This is a genomic window from Alistipes sp. AF14-19 (assembly GCF_003461645.1).
In the GTDB taxonomy this organism is placed as follows: domain Bacteria; phylum Bacteroidota; class Bacteroidia; order Bacteroidales; family Rikenellaceae; genus Alistipes; species Alistipes shahii.
Genome location: NZ_QTXM01000024.1, coordinates 1 through 15087 on the forward strand (window position 1 = coordinate 1; position 15087 = coordinate 15087).

Annotated in this window: 12 protein-coding genes and 1 tRNA gene; 4 read left to right on the plus strand and 9 right to left on the minus strand. The window is 58.7% G+C overall.

From position 1 onward, the window contains the following. Positions 1-339: 339 nt before the first annotated feature. The 4 genes from DWW03_RS14655 to DWW03_RS14670 all read right to left on the minus strand — a co-directional run bounded on the left by DWW03_RS14655 (position 340) and on the right by DWW03_RS14670 (position 5437). Positions 340-1917, minus strand: a complete 1578-nt coding sequence (locus DWW03_RS14655; RefSeq protein WP_022061576.1) for a beta-N-acetylhexosaminidase — start codon at positions 1915-1917, stop codon at positions 340-342. An 11-nt stretch (positions 1918-1928) separates the two neighbouring features. Then, positions 1929-3110 (minus strand): FN3 domain-containing metallophosphoesterase family protein, encoded by a 1182-nt coding sequence (locus DWW03_RS14660; RefSeq protein WP_015547167.1) that lies wholly within the window; start codon positions 3108-3110, stop codon positions 1929-1931. Positions 3111-3279: 169 nt separating this feature from the next. Continuing rightward, positions 3280-4674, minus strand: coding sequence for a hypothetical protein (locus DWW03_RS14665; RefSeq protein WP_022061577.1), 1395 nt, complete (start codon positions 4672-4674; stop codon positions 3280-3282). A 178-nt stretch (positions 4675-4852) separates the two neighbouring features. After that, entirely contained in the window at positions 4853-5437 is a 585-nt protein-coding gene (locus tag DWW03_RS14670; protein WP_022061578.1) for a flavin reductase family protein, read from the minus strand. A gap of 144 nt (positions 5438-5581) precedes the next feature. Here DWW03_RS14670 and DWW03_RS14675 point away from each other — a divergent pair, with 144 nt between their 5' ends. Beyond that, positions 5582-6484, plus strand: coding sequence for a tyrosine-type recombinase/integrase (locus DWW03_RS14675; RefSeq protein WP_022061579.1), 903 nt, complete (start codon positions 5582-5584; stop codon positions 6482-6484). Positions 6485-6508: 24 nt separating this feature from the next. After that, positions 6509-6805, plus strand: coding sequence for a ribosome hibernation-promoting factor, HPF/YfiA family (gene hpf, locus DWW03_RS14680; RefSeq protein ID WP_015547163.1), 297 nt, complete (start codon positions 6509-6511; stop codon positions 6803-6805). Positions 6806-6980: 175 nt separating this feature from the next. On the opposite strand, the gene DWW03_RS14685 is transcribed toward hpf, so the two are convergent. After that, on the minus strand, positions 6981-8564 hold the full coding sequence (locus DWW03_RS14685; RefSeq protein ID WP_147344327.1) for a PCMD domain-containing protein: 1584 nt from the start codon (positions 8562-8564) through the stop codon (positions 6981-6983). Positions 8565-8812: 248 nt separating this feature from the next. Continuing rightward, a tRNA-Glu gene (locus DWW03_RS14690) sits at positions 8813-8887 on the minus strand. A 140-nt stretch (positions 8888-9027) separates the two neighbouring features. Here DWW03_RS14690 and DWW03_RS14695 point away from each other — a divergent pair. Further along, positions 9028-9774 carry an RsiV family protein gene (locus tag DWW03_RS14695; protein ID WP_015547162.1) on the plus strand — a complete coding sequence of 249 codons (747 nt, stop codon included), beginning with the start codon at positions 9028-9030 and terminating at the stop codon, positions 9772-9774. Between the two features lie 1027 nt (positions 9775-10801). Next, on the plus strand, positions 10802-11638 hold the full coding sequence (locus tag DWW03_RS14700; protein ID WP_044054369.1) for a glycosyltransferase family 2 protein: 837 nt from the start codon (positions 10802-10804) through the stop codon (positions 11636-11638). 26 nt (positions 11639-11664) lie between these two features. Here the strand turns inward: DWW03_RS14700 and DWW03_RS14705 are convergent, their stop codons facing one another. From DWW03_RS14705 to DWW03_RS14715, 3 genes are read right to left on the minus strand one after another with little or no spacing between them, the layout of a single operon-like run. Next, positions 11665-12627, minus strand: coding sequence for a stealth family protein (locus tag DWW03_RS14705; RefSeq protein ID WP_022061582.1), 963 nt, complete (start codon positions 12625-12627; stop codon positions 11665-11667). Next, positions 12617-13510 carry a glycosyltransferase family 2 protein gene (locus DWW03_RS14710; protein ID WP_022061583.1) on the minus strand — a complete coding sequence of 298 codons (894 nt, stop codon included), beginning with the start codon at positions 13508-13510 and terminating at the stop codon, positions 12617-12619. The genes DWW03_RS14705 and DWW03_RS14710 overlap by 11 nt, the downstream gene beginning before the upstream one ends. A gap of 3 nt (positions 13511-13513) precedes the next feature. Next, on the minus strand, positions 13514-15067 hold the full coding sequence (locus DWW03_RS14715) for an NAD(P)/FAD-dependent oxidoreductase (protein WP_015547158.1): 1554 nt from the start codon (positions 15065-15067) through the stop codon (positions 13514-13516). Between the last annotated feature and the right edge of the window lie 20 nt (positions 15068-15087).

Sequence of the window (15087 nt, forward strand, 5' to 3'; positions counted from 1 at the left end):
ACAACCTTTCATTTGTCATTTTACTAACTTTTTAATTCAACCAACGGGTATCTTTAATTATCAATCACTGTAAACCTTTTTCAGGACGGGACACTGATGTCCGCCATAAATCGGCAAATGGAGTAATAAAAATCATATTTGCTTTTTTTATCAGATATTTCGTATATTTGTATAGAGTTGTTTGACAGGATGAACCTCGATGTAAGTTTATTCGAGACTTGCGTTTCTAAATCATTACCTCATAAAAAAGCAATGCCGTAACTCATTCAGTTACAGCATTGCTTTGTAAATCCCCGGAAACTCATGCGCATTACGGGGATGTTTTTACGGACCGGACGGCTATTCGTCCTTGCCTTCGAAGAAATAGGTGGCGTAGTTCAGCCCTGCGGCATCGTAGCACTTGCGCAGGGAGTTCATGCGGTGTTTGAAGTCGTCGAAATCCTTGCGGTCGTAGGACCAGCCCACCTCGGCGATGGCGGCCAGACGCGGCAGCAGCATGTGCTTCAGGTGCGGAAACGTGGCGATATACTCGGTCCACAGGTTGCCCTGCACGCCGAGGATGTAGGCACGCTCCCCGGGCGTAAGCTGGTCGTAGGGGTCCAGTTCGTAGACCTTGCGCATCGGGACATAGCCGCCGATGGCCATCGGCTCCTTCGTCGGGGTCTTGGTCTGGTAGTAGTCCAGGTAGCAATGGACATTGGGCGCCATGATGACGTGGTTGCCGGCCTTGGCCGCCGCAATGCCGCCCTTCGAGCCGCGCCACGACATGACGGTCGCCGTGGGCGAAACGCCGCCTTCGAGAATCTCGTCCCAGCCGATGATCTTCCGGCCGTGCTCGCGGAGCCACTTCTCCATGCGGCGCACCGTGTAGCTCTGAAGCTCGAACTCGTCCTTCAGCCCCTCGGTCCGGATGCGCTCCTGACACAGCGGGCACTGTTTCCAGCTGTCCTTCGGACACTCGTCGCCACCGATGTGGATGAACTCCGAGGGAAAGAGTTCGAGCACCTCGGCGAAGACGTTCTGCAGAAACTCGAACGTCGTCTCCTTGCCCGGGCAGAAGACCTCTTTGCTGATGCCCCAGCGCCGGCGCACCTCGTAGCCCTCGCCCTTGCAGCCCAGCCACGGATAGGAGGTGAGCGCCGCGACGGCATGCCCCGGAAGCTCGATTTCGGGAATCACCGTGATATAGCGGTCGGCGGCGTATTTCACGATCTCGCGGATCTGCTTCTGCGTGTAATAGCCGCCGTGAGGCGTCTTGTCATACTCGCTCGAGGTGTGATGGTGGCCGATGAGCGTCTCCCCGCGCACCGATCCCACTCGCGTCAGCTCGGGGTATTTTTTGATCTCGATACGCCAGCCCTGATCGTCGGTCAGGTGCCAGTGGAACTTGTTGAGCTTGTGTATGGCGAGGATGTCGATATACTCCTTGACCTCGTCCACCGTCCAGAAATGACGGCAGGGATCGAGCATGCCCCCGCGGTGGGCGAAATAGGGTTTGTCGCTGACCGTCACGGCGGGCACGACGCCTTCGCCGTCGATGACCAGCTGGCGCAGGCTTTGCAGGCCGTGGAAGACGCCCTGCGGCGTTCCGCCGCGCACCTCGACGCCCGAAGGAGTCACGGCGAGCGTATAGGCCTCGGCCTCCAGCGAGCCGTCCACCGCCAGACGGACGTCGCCCTCGGCGGCGGTTTTCATCACCCCTCCGACGACAGGCGCGACCTCCCCGGCGAAAATCCGGGCCGAGCGGCGCAGTTCGGCATTCTTGCCGACGCCGATCACGGTCGACGCGGTTACGGTGAACGTCCCCGCGCCGGGTGTCACCGAGAGGGGTTTGGGAACGATGTTGACCTCGGGTCCCGCCCCGAAGGCCGCGCACGACAGACCGACGGCGCACAGCGAAAAAAAGAGTCTCTTCATATTGATTCAGGTTATGGTTGAAATTGTGGTTTCAGCGGAAATTCGTGCGTATGGACCGTCTTGTCGCGGGGACCGGCAATCCGTACGCGGATCAGGCTGTCGGCGACATCGCAGCGCACGCAGCTTCGGTTGTCGTTGACCACGATCGGGAACTTCGCGTCCCGTTCCCCGGCGGGATGGAACGAATAACGGTGGTCGTGGCCGCAGAGCATCAGGTCGATCCCGGCCTCGTTGAGCACCGGCACGAAGAGTTCGTTCAGGTGAACGCTCCCGTGCCAGGCCCCGGCCGCAGGCGGGATATGGAGCAGGACGATGCGCGCCGAAGCCGTGAGGAACTCCTCCGAGCGCACGGCCTTTTTCAGCCACGCGCACTCCTCGGCGCGGTAGGCGTCGTAATCGGCCAGCCCGTTGTACTCCGCATGGTCGTCGGGCTTGTCCTCGCCGCAGTCGAGCAGCAGGATACAGACGTCGCCGTAGCGATAAATGCCGTAGAACCGCCCGTCCCGCCCGGGAAAATAATCCCCGAGGCTGTCGGCGAAGACGCCGCGCGTCTCGTGGTTGCCGCGGGTGAAGAGAATCGGCGTCCCGGCAGCGAAAAGCGCGGCCGAAGCGTCGAGGTAGTCCTTGAAAAGCTGCTCCCCGCTCTCGACGCTGCTCGACATGTCGCCGTTGAAAGCCACGAATCCCAGTTCGGAAAAGTCCACGCGTTTGCAGAGCCGGGTCAGGACGTCGGCCTTGCCGTGGATGTCGTTCAGCACGAGGAACGAGCATCCGGAACCCGCAGCCGGAAAGGTGCGGAACCCGTAGGCCCGGCGCCGCGACGCATCGGCGCCGACAGTCTTTCCATAGGTGACGTTGTTGACGTCGGGCCACGACTGAACCTCCTGCGAAAAGATCCGGTAACGGTAGTCGGTCCCGGGTTGCAGCCCCCGGACACGAACGGCGTGCAGCGTCCTGCCGGCCAGCTTGCGGCCGGCGACGGTCTGGTAATGGCGCGGCGGCGGTGCGGGCGCAAGGCTGTCGGCGGGCGACGCCTCGACCCACGAAAGCGCGGGCCTGTTGGTGGTCCAGACCACCGTCACTCCGTCCTGCGACATGTCGCACAGGTAAGGCCCGTGCGTAATTCGGAATTCCTGTGCGGCGGCCGTCAGTGCGAAGGCCAGTCCCGCAAACACGAAAAGCAGTTTCTTCATCCCATTTCCGGTTGATCGCCTCGTCGGCAAAGGCTTCGGTCCCCACGCAGGCGGGAGGCCGGATTTTACGCTACGCAAGATAGCGATTATTCGCGAAACCGCCGCATTAATGACAAAAAAAGGAGGCGAATCGTTTTCCGTTCGCCTCCTTTTCGTTATTTTTCCGCGTCTATTTTATCCGTTTGAGAAGTCTCTCCTTGCAGTCGGAGTCCTTGAGCATGGCCACGAAATAGCGGGCGTCGGCCCGGTTCGCCGCCGAAGGGTCGGCCTCGTAAACCGCCACGAAATGTTCGGCGTGCGCGACCAGGGCATGCCGGCAATCGAAATTGACCATCAACGCCTCCGCCCCGTCATCCGCCGTCCGGCCCCGGCCCCACGAAAGCCCCGTGACCGTCTCACCGCCGCCGACCGCCGTGCAGGCTCCGGGATCGACGCCCAGAAGATTGATCGTCAGCGAAGGATAATAGAAATAGAGTCCGCCGGGCATCTCGACCGTCAGCGTGAGCGTGTTTTCCGTCACCCGCGCGTTTACGACGGCATGGTGTCGCAGATAGTTGTATTCGAAATACTCCTCGGCCGCAGGCATCCACAGGCAATCCTCGCCATCCCGGCCGTAGGTGTTGTTGAGCCACAGCAGCATCTCGGACCAGAAACGGTCGGTGCCGTGCACGCCGATATTCACCGCTTCGCGCTCCTCCACGGGTCGGGCCATCTGCGCCTCGATCACCGCCGGAATCGCCGCCGGCAGCCACAGTCCCCGCTCGATGCGCGTTCGCAGCAGATCGCCGTTCACGGCAAAAGGCCGGAGCTTCTCACCGCCCGACTGCAGGAAAATCGTCTGGATCGGATCGTAGCCCTCCGCCGCCGCGACATAAGCCTTGTTGCCGTTGGGTTCGATCAGCATCTTGCAGCCGCGTCCCGCGAGGCGGTCGAGGACGATCCGCTGCGAGGAGACGAAGTGCGCACGGATCGAGTCGGGCACATCGACCGACAGCGTGTTCACATCGTGGAAGGCGATTCCGACCCCGTAGTTGAGCATCTCGATCACATCGTCCCACATCAACCCCGCCCGCATGAAAAAGCGGTAATAATTCTCCGTAAAGCCCGGCCGCACCACAGCCTTGTCATCCATATAGTCCCACTCGGGGGAAATGGCGGTGGTAAAGGAGAAGCGCACTTCGCGTCCCGTCCCGTCGGTCGAGCCCAGCGCCTTGCCGAAAGAGTAGGTATCGGGCGGCATATCCCCGCCGCGCAGATGCGGCGCATTGTAGAAATAAGTATCCGAAAGGGGACGTCCGTTGATCGCGGCCCACGTGGTCGAGAAAGCCGCCTGCTTGCAGTCGTCCTGCGTCAGGAGCAGCAGCAGCGACTTGTTGTATTTCAGGGGAGGAATTTCGATGCGCGCCGCCGAAAGATCGGTCCCCGGCCCGAACGACAGCGCGATCTCGGCCGTTATCTGCCCGGGTTCATCGCCGAAGGGATAGAGGTATTCCGTCGGGGGGGGGAATCGGGATTGTCCGGCTCCTCGGGATTCTGCGTCCCCGGTTTCGGCATCTTGACGCATCCCGCCAGCAGCAGGATCGCCGAAGCGGCGAACAGCGCGTATCTTATCGGGCTTGTTTTCATGGAACAAAGATAGGAGAAAATAGAACGGGTGCAACACGGGATTGCAAATGGTTCCGCAGAACTTTCCGGCCGGAAAAAGCGTCGTTACGACCCCGAAACAGAGCGAATCGGAAATATCAGCGTCTCTTCGGCGCCTTTTTCTTTTTGCGCACCGACCAGCCGAAATGACCCAACGCCTCGCCCAGCGCGAAATACTCGCCGTGGGAGTAGACGATCGGATCGGCCCGTTCAAGGCAGAACCGCCCCGTCGCCAGATCTATGTAGGCCTCGTCGGCCTGAACGCCGACCACCTCGGCCAGGAACATGTCGTGCGTCCCGAGCGGCAGCACCTGCCGGACACGGCATTCGATGTTGACGGGTGATTCGGCAATCAGGGGTGCGGCGACCTTTTCCGACGGCACGGCCGTCAGGCCCATCTCGCGGAATTTGTCGAAGTCGCGGCCCGAGCGCACCCCGCACCAGTCTGCGGCGCGCGCCAGACGGCGCGTCGTGAGGTTGATGACGAACTCGCCCGTACGGCTGATAATCGCGTGGGAATGGCGTTCGGGACGCACCGAGATAAAGCACATCGGCGGGTCGGAGCAGACCGTTCCGGTCCACGCCACGGTCAGCATGTTATACTCCTCGGGCGCCGCGCCGCAGCTCACCAGCACCGCCGGCAGCGGATAAAGCACCGTCCCCGGTTTCCAGCTCTGTTTCATATCGCTTTCATTTTGGGACAAAGGTAAAGGTTTTTCCCTATCTTTGGAGCCGTGACGACACTTTTCAGTGCGCGCTCGTCCTTGCTGCGCCGAATACGATCCGGTTTTGCACCGTATCCGGCTTTTATGTACCTTTGCTCACGTATGATCGCCGATTTCGTCCGATACCTCGAAGCCGAACGCCGCTACTCGCCGCTCACGGTCCGCAACTACCGCCACGACGTGGAGCAGTTCCTCGCGTGGCTGGGGGTCGACGACGCACGGTTCGAACCGCAGCGGATCACCACGGACGACATCCGCGAATGGATTCTCTACCGCACCGAAACGGGCCGCGTGAGCGCCGCCTCGATGAACCGCGAGATTTCGTCGCTGCGTGCGCTGTTCCGCTGGCTGCTCCGCACGGGAGCCGTCGGCCGCGACGTCGTGCATCCGATCCCCTCGCTGCGGACTTCGCAGCGGCTGCCGGCCTTCGTCCCCGAAAGCCGCATGAACGGCATCGTCAGCGAATGCGAATGCGACAGCGAGGACTTCGTCCGCGAGCGCAATTCGCTGATCATACTTCTCCTCTACACCTGCGGCCTGCGCCTGGCGGAACTGGTCGGCATCGACCGCGACGATTTCTCCGCGGACTTCTCGTCGCTGCGCATCCGGGGCAAGGGAGACAAGGAGCGGATAGTCCCGATGCTCGAATTCGTGCGCGAAAAGATTTTACATTACATCGGGTTAATTGAGAGGCAAAATATTTGCATTTCATCGGAAAAAGCACTATTTTTAACACACAAAGGAAAACGCATATCCCGGACGGCGGTGTACCGAACGGTGCAGGAAGAACTGGACAGGGCGGGCGTACAGGGCAAGAAAAGCCCCCATGTGCTGCGGCACACATTCGCCACCCACCTTCTGAACGGCGGCGCCGATATGCGTGAAATACAGGAACTCCTCGGGCACGCCTCGTTGCAGGCCACACAGGTCTACACGCACAACAGCATCGCCAGGCTCCGGGAGATTTACGCGAAGGCCCATCCCCGCGAAAAGGGAGGCAAATGATTAACTTTTATAAACTGTAAGGCTATGAACGTACAGATTCAATCCGTGAAATTCGACGCCGACAAACGGCTCGTCGAATTCGTGAATGCCAAAATGGCGAAGTTGGACCGCTTTGCGGAGCGCTCGACCGGAGCCGAGGTCATTCTCAAACTCGATAAGGACCACGAAAAAGGAAATAAATTCGCAACCATCACGCTGCACATGCCCGGCGAAGACCTGGTGGCCTGCCACCAGTCGAAAGCCTTCGAGGAGTCGGTCGACGAAGCCATCGACGCCCTAAAACGCCAGCTGGACAAATTCAAGGCGAAATTCGAGAAATAAAACCCCACCAACCTTTAATACCTTAACTAACCAACGCCGCGACGGCCGCCTTTCGATAAGGCGGCCGTCGCATTTTTTCGGGAGCAGGACAAAGAAAGGAAGAACCCGGTCCGAATACCCTACCTACTCACCGTCCCGCTCCCTGCGGGCTTCGGTCCGGGCACATGGTTTCCAATCAATAGACCCACTCGAAATCGTCGACTTGCATCGTATTGGTCGAACAACCCGTCAGGTAGTCGCCGCGCATGCTCGTAGCGCACGAAATCACCAGCGAGAACGGAGCCGAAGCGGGATTGGCAGCATCTTTTGCATACCAGTTGAACGGGAGCGTCGCCTCGACCCAGCCGGTTGCAGTCTGCGTAATGACCAGATCGCCATAGCCGAGAATCGCCCCTTCATCGAGGCTCGTTTTCACAGCCGGGTCCCACATACCCGCGGGCTCCGTCATACCCGAGGTCACGCCGTGCTGTGCCTTCCAGTTAACGACGGCCACGAAAATACGCGCACAATCCTGCTTATCCTGATAGGACGCTCCGTCGGGGTCGTACGAACCCACCTTGTCGATCTTGCCGATCTGCGCCTTGTAACGCACTTTCAGAGCACGCGGACGGGCCGTCCAGGCGTAAGGCTTACCGAAATTGACCGTCCCGGAGAAGCCCGAATAATTGAAATCGCCGGTGAACATATTTCCCGGAGCGAAAACAAAGTCAAGGACCATACGGGCCTGCAAACGGGCCGTCCCCGGCTCCGTCTCATCCTGACGGCAGAGCGGCGTAAAGATTGTGGGAGTGCCGTCATCGTTGTATTGTTCGAGGAACATATTGTTGCCGCTGTCCCATACACTATTACCTTCGGCATTGGGATAAGTAATCGGCCAGAAAGTCTTGCCGTCAGTAGTCATCTGTTTCTTCGACCAGCCCGACATGTCGCCGTTGGGAATCTTATCCCCGACCGCCGTGGCGAACTCCTTGCTGTCGACGGCCTGCCCGTCTTTTGCGATACGAACTTCGTAGGTCGTGGCGGCAAAAACGCCCGTACCGGCCTTAATCGTATGAACATCGAGTCCCGCCGCATTTTTCGACGTTTCGTAAACCGGAGCGAGGCGGTATTTCGAACCTTCGACGAGCACGGCGTCGGTCCAGTCGGCGGCGCCCTTTACGCGATACTGCACGCTGCCGCCATCGGGAACATTCGCAGCCGTAACGGTCGCGGTATTGGCCCACAGATCGGCATCGTTGTTATAGGCCAGAGCCACCTTGCCCGTCAGGTGGCAGGTCAGGGTTTTGGTCGTGCTCTTACCCTTCGCATCGGTCACTTTCAGAATGAATTTGTGATCCGAGGTTTCATTGTAAATCTGCGCGATCATCGGAACAAGCTTCGAAATATCGAACGTCAGGGCCGTTTTGCCCGAAACCGCCTCCCCCGAAGGGAACCCGAGCGCACCGAGCGCCTCGGCCATGCTGCCGGGATTCACGAGGTTCAGCTCGGTAGCCAAACCTACCGTTGCGAGCATTTCGGCCGTCAGAGCCGGCGAGTCGATCGTAACCGTGAAGCCCGCAATCGCTCCGGGAGCCGTCACGCCGATCTTGACCGACATCGGATTCGTGATCTCCTGCGGCTGGTCGATGTCACCGCCGTCCAATGCGATAGTCGGAACAGCGGGGGGGGGCGTCTCATCGTCCGTTCCGTCATCCCCGCACGCCACGAAGAGGGCAGCCATCATGGCCATAGCCATGGTCATAGACACTAATTTTTTCATAATCATACTATTAAAATAAAAACTCTATTTGCAATTTTGAAGCAAAAATAGAGGACTGGCGCGACGGCGGCAAATTAATTCAACGAACCCCGGGACAATCATCACCAACAGGCCTTTTTCAATAACGAACAGAATCGGCGCGCAGAGGGGAACAGACCGGAGGAAAAGGCGACAGGGGTTAAAACAGCCGGGGAGCCCCCGGTGATCCGAAACAAAAAAACGGCCGCACTTGCGTGCAGCCGTCAGTTTGGTAGTGGATAGGGGATTCGAACCCCTATGTCATGCGTGAGAGGCATGTATCCTAACCCTTAGATGAATCCACCGGTTTAGTTTTGTGGTGCAAAGATAACGCCTTCTTTCGAAACTCCAAAATTTTCCGGCAAAATCTGTGATTTTTTTCGTTTTTGGGCGTCGCAAATGCTTTTTGAGCTATCTTTACAGATAGACATAAAAACGTATCGCCATGAAATTCCCCACCCTCGCCCTCCTGGCCGCCGCCGCTCTGACGGCCGGGTCCTGCACGAAACGCCCTGTCCGGCCGCAGTTCACCGTCGTAAGCACCGACTCGCTGATCAGCGGAAACGGCTTCTCCTGCGATTTCGAATATCGCTTCGCTTCGATCGCCAACGCCCAGGACTCCCCCGCCCTCGCAGCGATCGAACGGATGAACATCGACCGTTTTTTCGACCTGGAGAATTTCGAAGGGACGCCCGAAGAGGCGGCTTCGGCCGCGATCCGTCAGGTTACCAGCGACATGACGCCTCCCGGGAATACACCGGAAAGCACCGTCCGTCCGGCATGGGAAGGCGAAATCTCCGTCGAATCCGAAGGATCGGTCGTCGACACGCTCCTTTGCTACGTGATCACGCGGGCAAGTTACACGGGCGGAGCGCACGGCATCTACGGCACGGAATGTTACAACTATTCGCTGGCGGGCGGTTACGAAATCACGACGGCCGACCTGTTCACCGAAACGCAGCTGGAGCGGCTCAACCGGCTGATCCGCGAAGATATATACGAACAATACGGGGTCCGGAGCGACGAAGAGCTGGAAACGAAGGGTTTTTTCCCGGAATACATCGGTGTAACGGAGAATTTCCTCGTCACGCCCGAAGGCATCACGTTCTACTACAATCCCTACGACATCGGATGTTACGCGCTCGGGAGCGTCGAGGTGAGCGTGAGCCGCGAACAGCTGGCCGGACTCTGACGGTCAGGCCCTGCAAGGAAAAGAAAAAAGGTCCGAGTCTCACGACTAGGACCTTCTTTTTCGGCGGGGAACCACCCCCTCCGAAAATGAGGTTCAATCGGAGGTATTCGACCGCGGAGCGAGTACCGCCCCTCTGGTCTTAGCAACGGACAACCCGTTACAACCTGCCGATTTCCTCAACCAACCTAAAACTACTAACCTAAATGAACCTTAAAACTTCACTGCAAAGATAAGGGGGATTTTTCAATTACGCAAATATTTTACGAATATATTAAATATATTTAACAATTTGGTAACATTGATCTCCCGATAAAGCTACTTACCCGATTAAGTAGCTACTCTCGCAAGTGTTTAATCCTAAACGCATTCAACGCGGCGCCACGGCCTGAAAACCCCAATCGACGGAATTTTCCGGAAAATGGAACCGGCCAATCGGGTTGAACGAAAAAACGGGCAAAACCCGGGAAGATCGAAACGGAGGTCCGGAAAATTCCGGACGCGCGAAAAGAGAGGCGCCCGGAAGCGGGCATAAAAAAAGCGCCTTCCGAAAAGACGCAAAAAAAAGGAAACCTGGAACCGGACCGCAGTCCGTCTTTCCCAGTTTCCTCACCAACCTAAAACTACTAACCTAAATGAACCTTAAAACTTCGCTGCAAAGATAAGGCGAAAAAACCATCCGCGCAAGCTTTTATTAAAATAATTTCCAAATTTTTTGAGTTTTTTTAATATCACCAGCCGGCAAGAATTCATACGCCCATGTAAATCAACCACATAATACCCTCGCAACCCAAACCTTAAAAAACTTTTTTCCACCCGGTATGCAGTATCGGCCGAAAAGCGCATTTATATATATAAAAAGAGCGATATGACGATCATAACAGATAAATTGCTACTTTTGCAAAATGATTTCAGCAACGTCATTTTCTTTTCGGCCAGAATCTCCCCGCGCAACACCCCGGCAGAGATTTTGCACACTCGCTATTGCCTATCCTCGAACTCCTAACCTAACCAATAGTTTTACAGTACGATGACAGTATCGTTGATCATTTCCACTTACAACTGGCCTCGGGCGCTTTACCTTTGCCTCGACAGCGTGATGCAACAGACCGTCATGCCCTCCGAAATCCTGATTGCGGACGACGGATCGGGCATGAGCACCCGCGATGTCGTAAAGCACTTCGAGAACATCTCGCCGGTTCCCGTGCGCCATATCTGGCACGAGGATAACGGTTTCCGCCTGGCGGCCATCCGCAACAAAGCCATTGCCGCCAGCAAAGGAAAATACATTATCCAGATCGACGGCGACCTGATCCTGCAACGGAATTTCATTCAGGACCACATGCTTTTCGCCCGGGAAGGATGCTTCGTCACCGGCTCCCGGGGCATCATCACCGAACTGCTGACCCGCAAGGTGCTCAGCGGGGAGATCACATCGCTGTCCCCGCTGATGAAAGGCATCCGCAGCAGCAACAATGTCGTACGAATCCCGATCATGTCGATACTCTACCATACGTTCGGCCCGACCCGCGCTCCCCGTGGGTGCAATATGGCATTCTGGCGCAACGACCTGATTCGCGTAAACGGCTACGACGAAGATTTCAAGGGCTGGGGATTCGAGGACGCCGAATTATGCATACGGCTCAACAACAGCGAGATACATCAGCGATGCATGAAATTCCGGGGCGTTGCTTTCCACCTCCATCACAACCAGGCGGAACGTTCGGGCTGCAACAGCAACGAGCAGCGTTACAAAGACAGCATCCGCTGCCACCGGACCCGCTGCGAGAAGGGGCTCGACCGGCATCTTACCCCGAAAATATCCTACGAGATCGGCAGAGGGTCGGCCATCGTCATCGGCGGCTGACCCGGTCGCAGCGAATTCGCCGCGCGCTACTTTTCGAACGATGACTTTTCGGGGAAACGGGTGTCGAGAAACGTCCGGACCCGGATACGGTCTTCGTCGGTCATACGCACGTCGTCGTTCAGGCAGAACAACGACGGATCATATTTCTCCATAATAGATTCAAGATTAGGCAGATAAGCCGGGATGCAACGCGAATCGCTGCCGCAACCCGCGCCGAAAGCCGCACGAAGCAGCCGCAAGGGGTTGCGCAGTTTGTTGAAGCGGGTCACCTTGCGCAGCGAGGCGCGTCCGCGCGCCAACGCATCGTAGAGCACCAGGGCACGCTGCCAGTCGTCGCGCGAACGGAACCGGGCGTGCTTCGTATGCTCCAGTTCGGCCCGGAAGGTCTCGCAGCATTCGAGAAAATCGCTGCGGCGGTAAGCGTCGACATTGTGGTGGGGAGCCAGCGACGAGCACCTGCCGTAACGCGCCCGCACGAGATCCTGCATGCGGAGGATCGTATGGCAATAGATGTCGTCGTCGTGCTTCTTCAGCGACTGGACCTTAAGCCGCACGATGGGGCGGCCCTGCCAGTCGAAGAAAAACCCGGGATCGACGGGGCGGCTGAAAAACATGTCGTCGTTGGCATAGAGGAAATGCTCGGCCAGACCGGGAATCCGGGGCAGAAACAACTCGATGGTGCACGAATTGAAGACGGGAAGAATCTCCGCAGGCATGATCTCCCGGTGGGAAACCACCCTTATGCGCAGATTCGACGTATCGAGCCACGCAGGCGTCTGGTCGTCGGTCACAATATAGACGCGGCGTATCCACGGCGCGAATTTCTCCACCGAACGCAGGGAATAACGCAGTTCGTCGTTCTCGACGTAGCGGCACTCCCCCGCCACCTGGGGGTCCACCTGCCTGTCGGCCGGCAGAAATTCATTTTTCTTCGTCAGCCACACAGGGTCGTTCCCATCGACCCAAAGGTATACCAGATCAATGTCCATCGCATGCTTGTTTATCGGTTACACGTTTCCGCCACACCGGAATCAGATCGAACAACCGGTAGGTCTCCCGGTCGCCGCACTCCTTGATTTTCAGCCACGTAAGTCCCCAGCGGCCGAACGAACGGCGGGTAATGCGCCGGAACCTCGCGTCGAGACGTATTCCGCGGGCGTCGGCGTAGGCCACGAAAGCTTTGTGGGCCAGATATTTGTCCTGCTGCTTTTTCGGCGTCTGGCGGCTCTTGGTAATCGACGCCCCGTTGACCACATAGCGGTAAACGACATCGGGAACCGTCACCAGAACACCCCCTTCGCCCAGCAGGCGCATCGTATATTCCACATCCTCGTAACAGACCCGTTCGCGAAAGCGCAGTCCCAGCCGCAACAGCATCTCGCGCCGCAGGAGCTTGTTCATCACATAGAAATCGGGCGGGCAGCGGCAGAGGCGAAATTTCTCCTGCGCTTCGGCAGCCACCTGCCGCTCCGTATAATGAATCGTCCATTTCGAATAGGAGGGTCTGATCTTCAGCATCGAGGCGCAGGCAATGTCGGCCTCCGCCTCCCGGGCGGCCTCGTACAGCCGCTCGCAGTAAGCCGGGTCGATCCAGTCGTCGGAATCCACGAAAAGGATGAATTCGCCCGTCGCGGCGTCGAATCCCCGGTTGCGGGCGCCGCCCAGGCCGCGGTTCTCCTGCGAAATGACCCGGATACGGTCGTCCTGCGCCGCATAGCGGTTCAGGATGTCGATCGACCGGTCGGGACTTCCGTCGTCGACGCAGATGATCTCGATCCCGCGCAGGGTCTGTCCCACCACGCTGTCCAGGCATCGGGCCAGAAACGGCTCGACATTGTAGACCGGAATGATAATGCTGACTTTCGGTTCCATCGGCTATCGAATATAATTTTTTACCGCCTCGGCGATTCGTTCGCCGTCGAGCGCCGCAGAAATGATGCCGCCGGCGTAACCGGCCCCCTCTCCTGCGGGAAACAAACCCTTCGTTTCGGGATGCATCAGCGTCCCGGGGTCGCGCGGCACGCGCACGGGCGTCGAGGTGCGCGACTCCACGCCCACGACCACCGCTTCGTTGGTCAGATACCCGCGCATCCGGCGGCCGAAGGTCGCGATGCCCTGACGCAGTCCCTGCGCGATGAAGCCGGGCATCCACTCGTCCAGACGCGACGGCGTGATACCGGGAATGTACGACGTTCGGGGCAGCGACCCGCTTGCGCGGCCCGCCACGAAATCGGCGACCCGCTGTGCCGGAGCGATCTGATGCTCCCCGCCCCGCTGCCGCGCCGACTCTTCGAACCGCTGCTGGAATTTCAGCCCCGCCAGCTCGCCCCATTCGGCACGCAGATGTTCGAAATCCGCAAGCCGGACCTCCGTGACCAGCCCCGAATTGGCATAGGGCGACGTACGGCCGCTGGGCGACATGCCGTTGACCACCGACTCCGCGGCATCGGTCATGGCCGGTACGATGAACCCGCCCGGGCACATGCAGAACGAGTAGACCCCGCGGCCGTTTTCCTGGCTCACGAGCGAATAGGAGGCCGCCGGGAGGTACTCGCCGCGCGTCTCGCAATGGTATTGAATCGAGTCGATCAGCGCCTGCGGATGCTCGATGCGCACCCCCATGGCAAAGGGCTTGGCCTCGACGCGCACGCCGCGGCGGTGGAGCAGTTCGTAAATATCGCGCGCCGAATGGCCCGTAGCCAGCACGACGGCGGCTCCTTCGATCAGTTCGTCGCCGCACCATACGCCTTTTATCCGGTCGCCTTCGATTTTCAAATCGGTGACGCGGCTCCCGAAACGGAACACGCCGCCCGCTCCGACAATCGTCTGCCGGATACGCTGCATGATGCCCGGCAGCTTGTCGGTTCCGATGTGAGGATGGGCCTCGAAGAGAATTTCGGGCGTCGCACCGTGAAACACCAGCGTCTGCAACGCCTTGTTGTAGTCGCCGCGTTTTTTGCTGCGGGTGAAGAGCTTGCCGTCGGAAAAGGTCCCGGCTCCGCCTTCACCGAAGGCGTAGTTCGAGTCAGGGTCCACAGCGCCGTTGCGGTTGATCTGCGCGATGTCGCGCTTGCGGGCCGAAACGTCGCGCCCGCGCTCCAGAATCACGGGCCGCAGGCCCAGTTCGATCAGCCGCAGCGCCGCGAACAGCCCCGCAGGTCCCGATCCCACGACCACGACCTCCGTGCGTCCGTCGACCGACGGATAGTCGAAATGCACCGGCCCGGGCTGCGGCTCGCGGTCGACGTACACTTCGAGCGTCAGATTCACCTTCACCTGCCGCTGCCGGGCGTCGATCGACCGTTTCACGACCCGCGCCAGAGCAATATCGGCCTCCGAGACACCCATGCGCCGCGCCGCCTGCGAGGTGTAAAACGTCGCATCGGCAGCCTGCTTCGGCGTGAGTACAAGGGTAATATGTTGCGGCATGTCTAAAAAATTACTTACAA

Excerpts from the sequence above, each read along its gene's own strand:
- DWW03_RS14715 (WP_015547158.1), bottom strand. The coding sequence starts at position 15,067 with ATGCCGCAACATATTACCCTTGTACTCACGCCGAAGCAGGCTGCCGAT.
- hpf (WP_015547163.1), top strand. The coding sequence starts at position 6,509 with ATGAACGTACAGATTCAATCCGTGAAATTCGACGCCGACAAACGGCTC.
- DWW03_RS14685 (WP_147344327.1), bottom strand. The coding sequence starts at position 8,564 with ATGAAAAAATTAGTGTCTATGACCATGGCTATGGCCATGATGGCTGCC.
- DWW03_RS14665 (WP_022061577.1), bottom strand. The coding sequence starts at position 4,674 with ATGCGTCAAGATGCCGAAACCGGGGACGCAGAATCCCGAGGAGCCGGA.
- DWW03_RS14670 (WP_022061578.1), bottom strand. The coding sequence starts at position 5,437 with ATGAAACAGAGCTGGAAACCGGGGACGGTGCTTTATCCGCTGCCGGCG.
- DWW03_RS14660 (WP_015547167.1), bottom strand. The coding sequence starts at position 3,110 with ATGAAGAAACTGCTTTTCGTGTTTGCGGGACTGGCCTTCGCACTGACG.
- DWW03_RS14700 (WP_044054369.1), top strand. The coding sequence starts at position 10,802 with ATGACAGTATCGTTGATCATTTCCACTTACAACTGGCCTCGGGCGCTT.
- DWW03_RS14705 (WP_022061582.1), bottom strand. The coding sequence starts at position 12,627 with ATGGACATTGATCTGGTATACCTTTGGGTCGATGGGAACGACCCTGTG.
- DWW03_RS14710 (WP_022061583.1), bottom strand. The coding sequence starts at position 13,510 with ATGGAACCGAAAGTCAGCATTATCATTCCGGTCTACAATGTCGAGCCG.
- DWW03_RS14695 (WP_015547162.1), top strand. The coding sequence starts at position 9,028 with ATGAAATTCCCCACCCTCGCCCTCCTGGCCGCCGCCGCTCTGACGGCC.
- DWW03_RS14655 (WP_022061576.1), bottom strand. The coding sequence starts at position 1,917 with ATGAAGAGACTCTTTTTTTCGCTGTGCGCCGTCGGTCTGTCGTGCGCG.
- DWW03_RS14675 (WP_022061579.1), top strand. The coding sequence starts at position 5,582 with ATGATCGCCGATTTCGTCCGATACCTCGAAGCCGAACGCCGCTACTCG.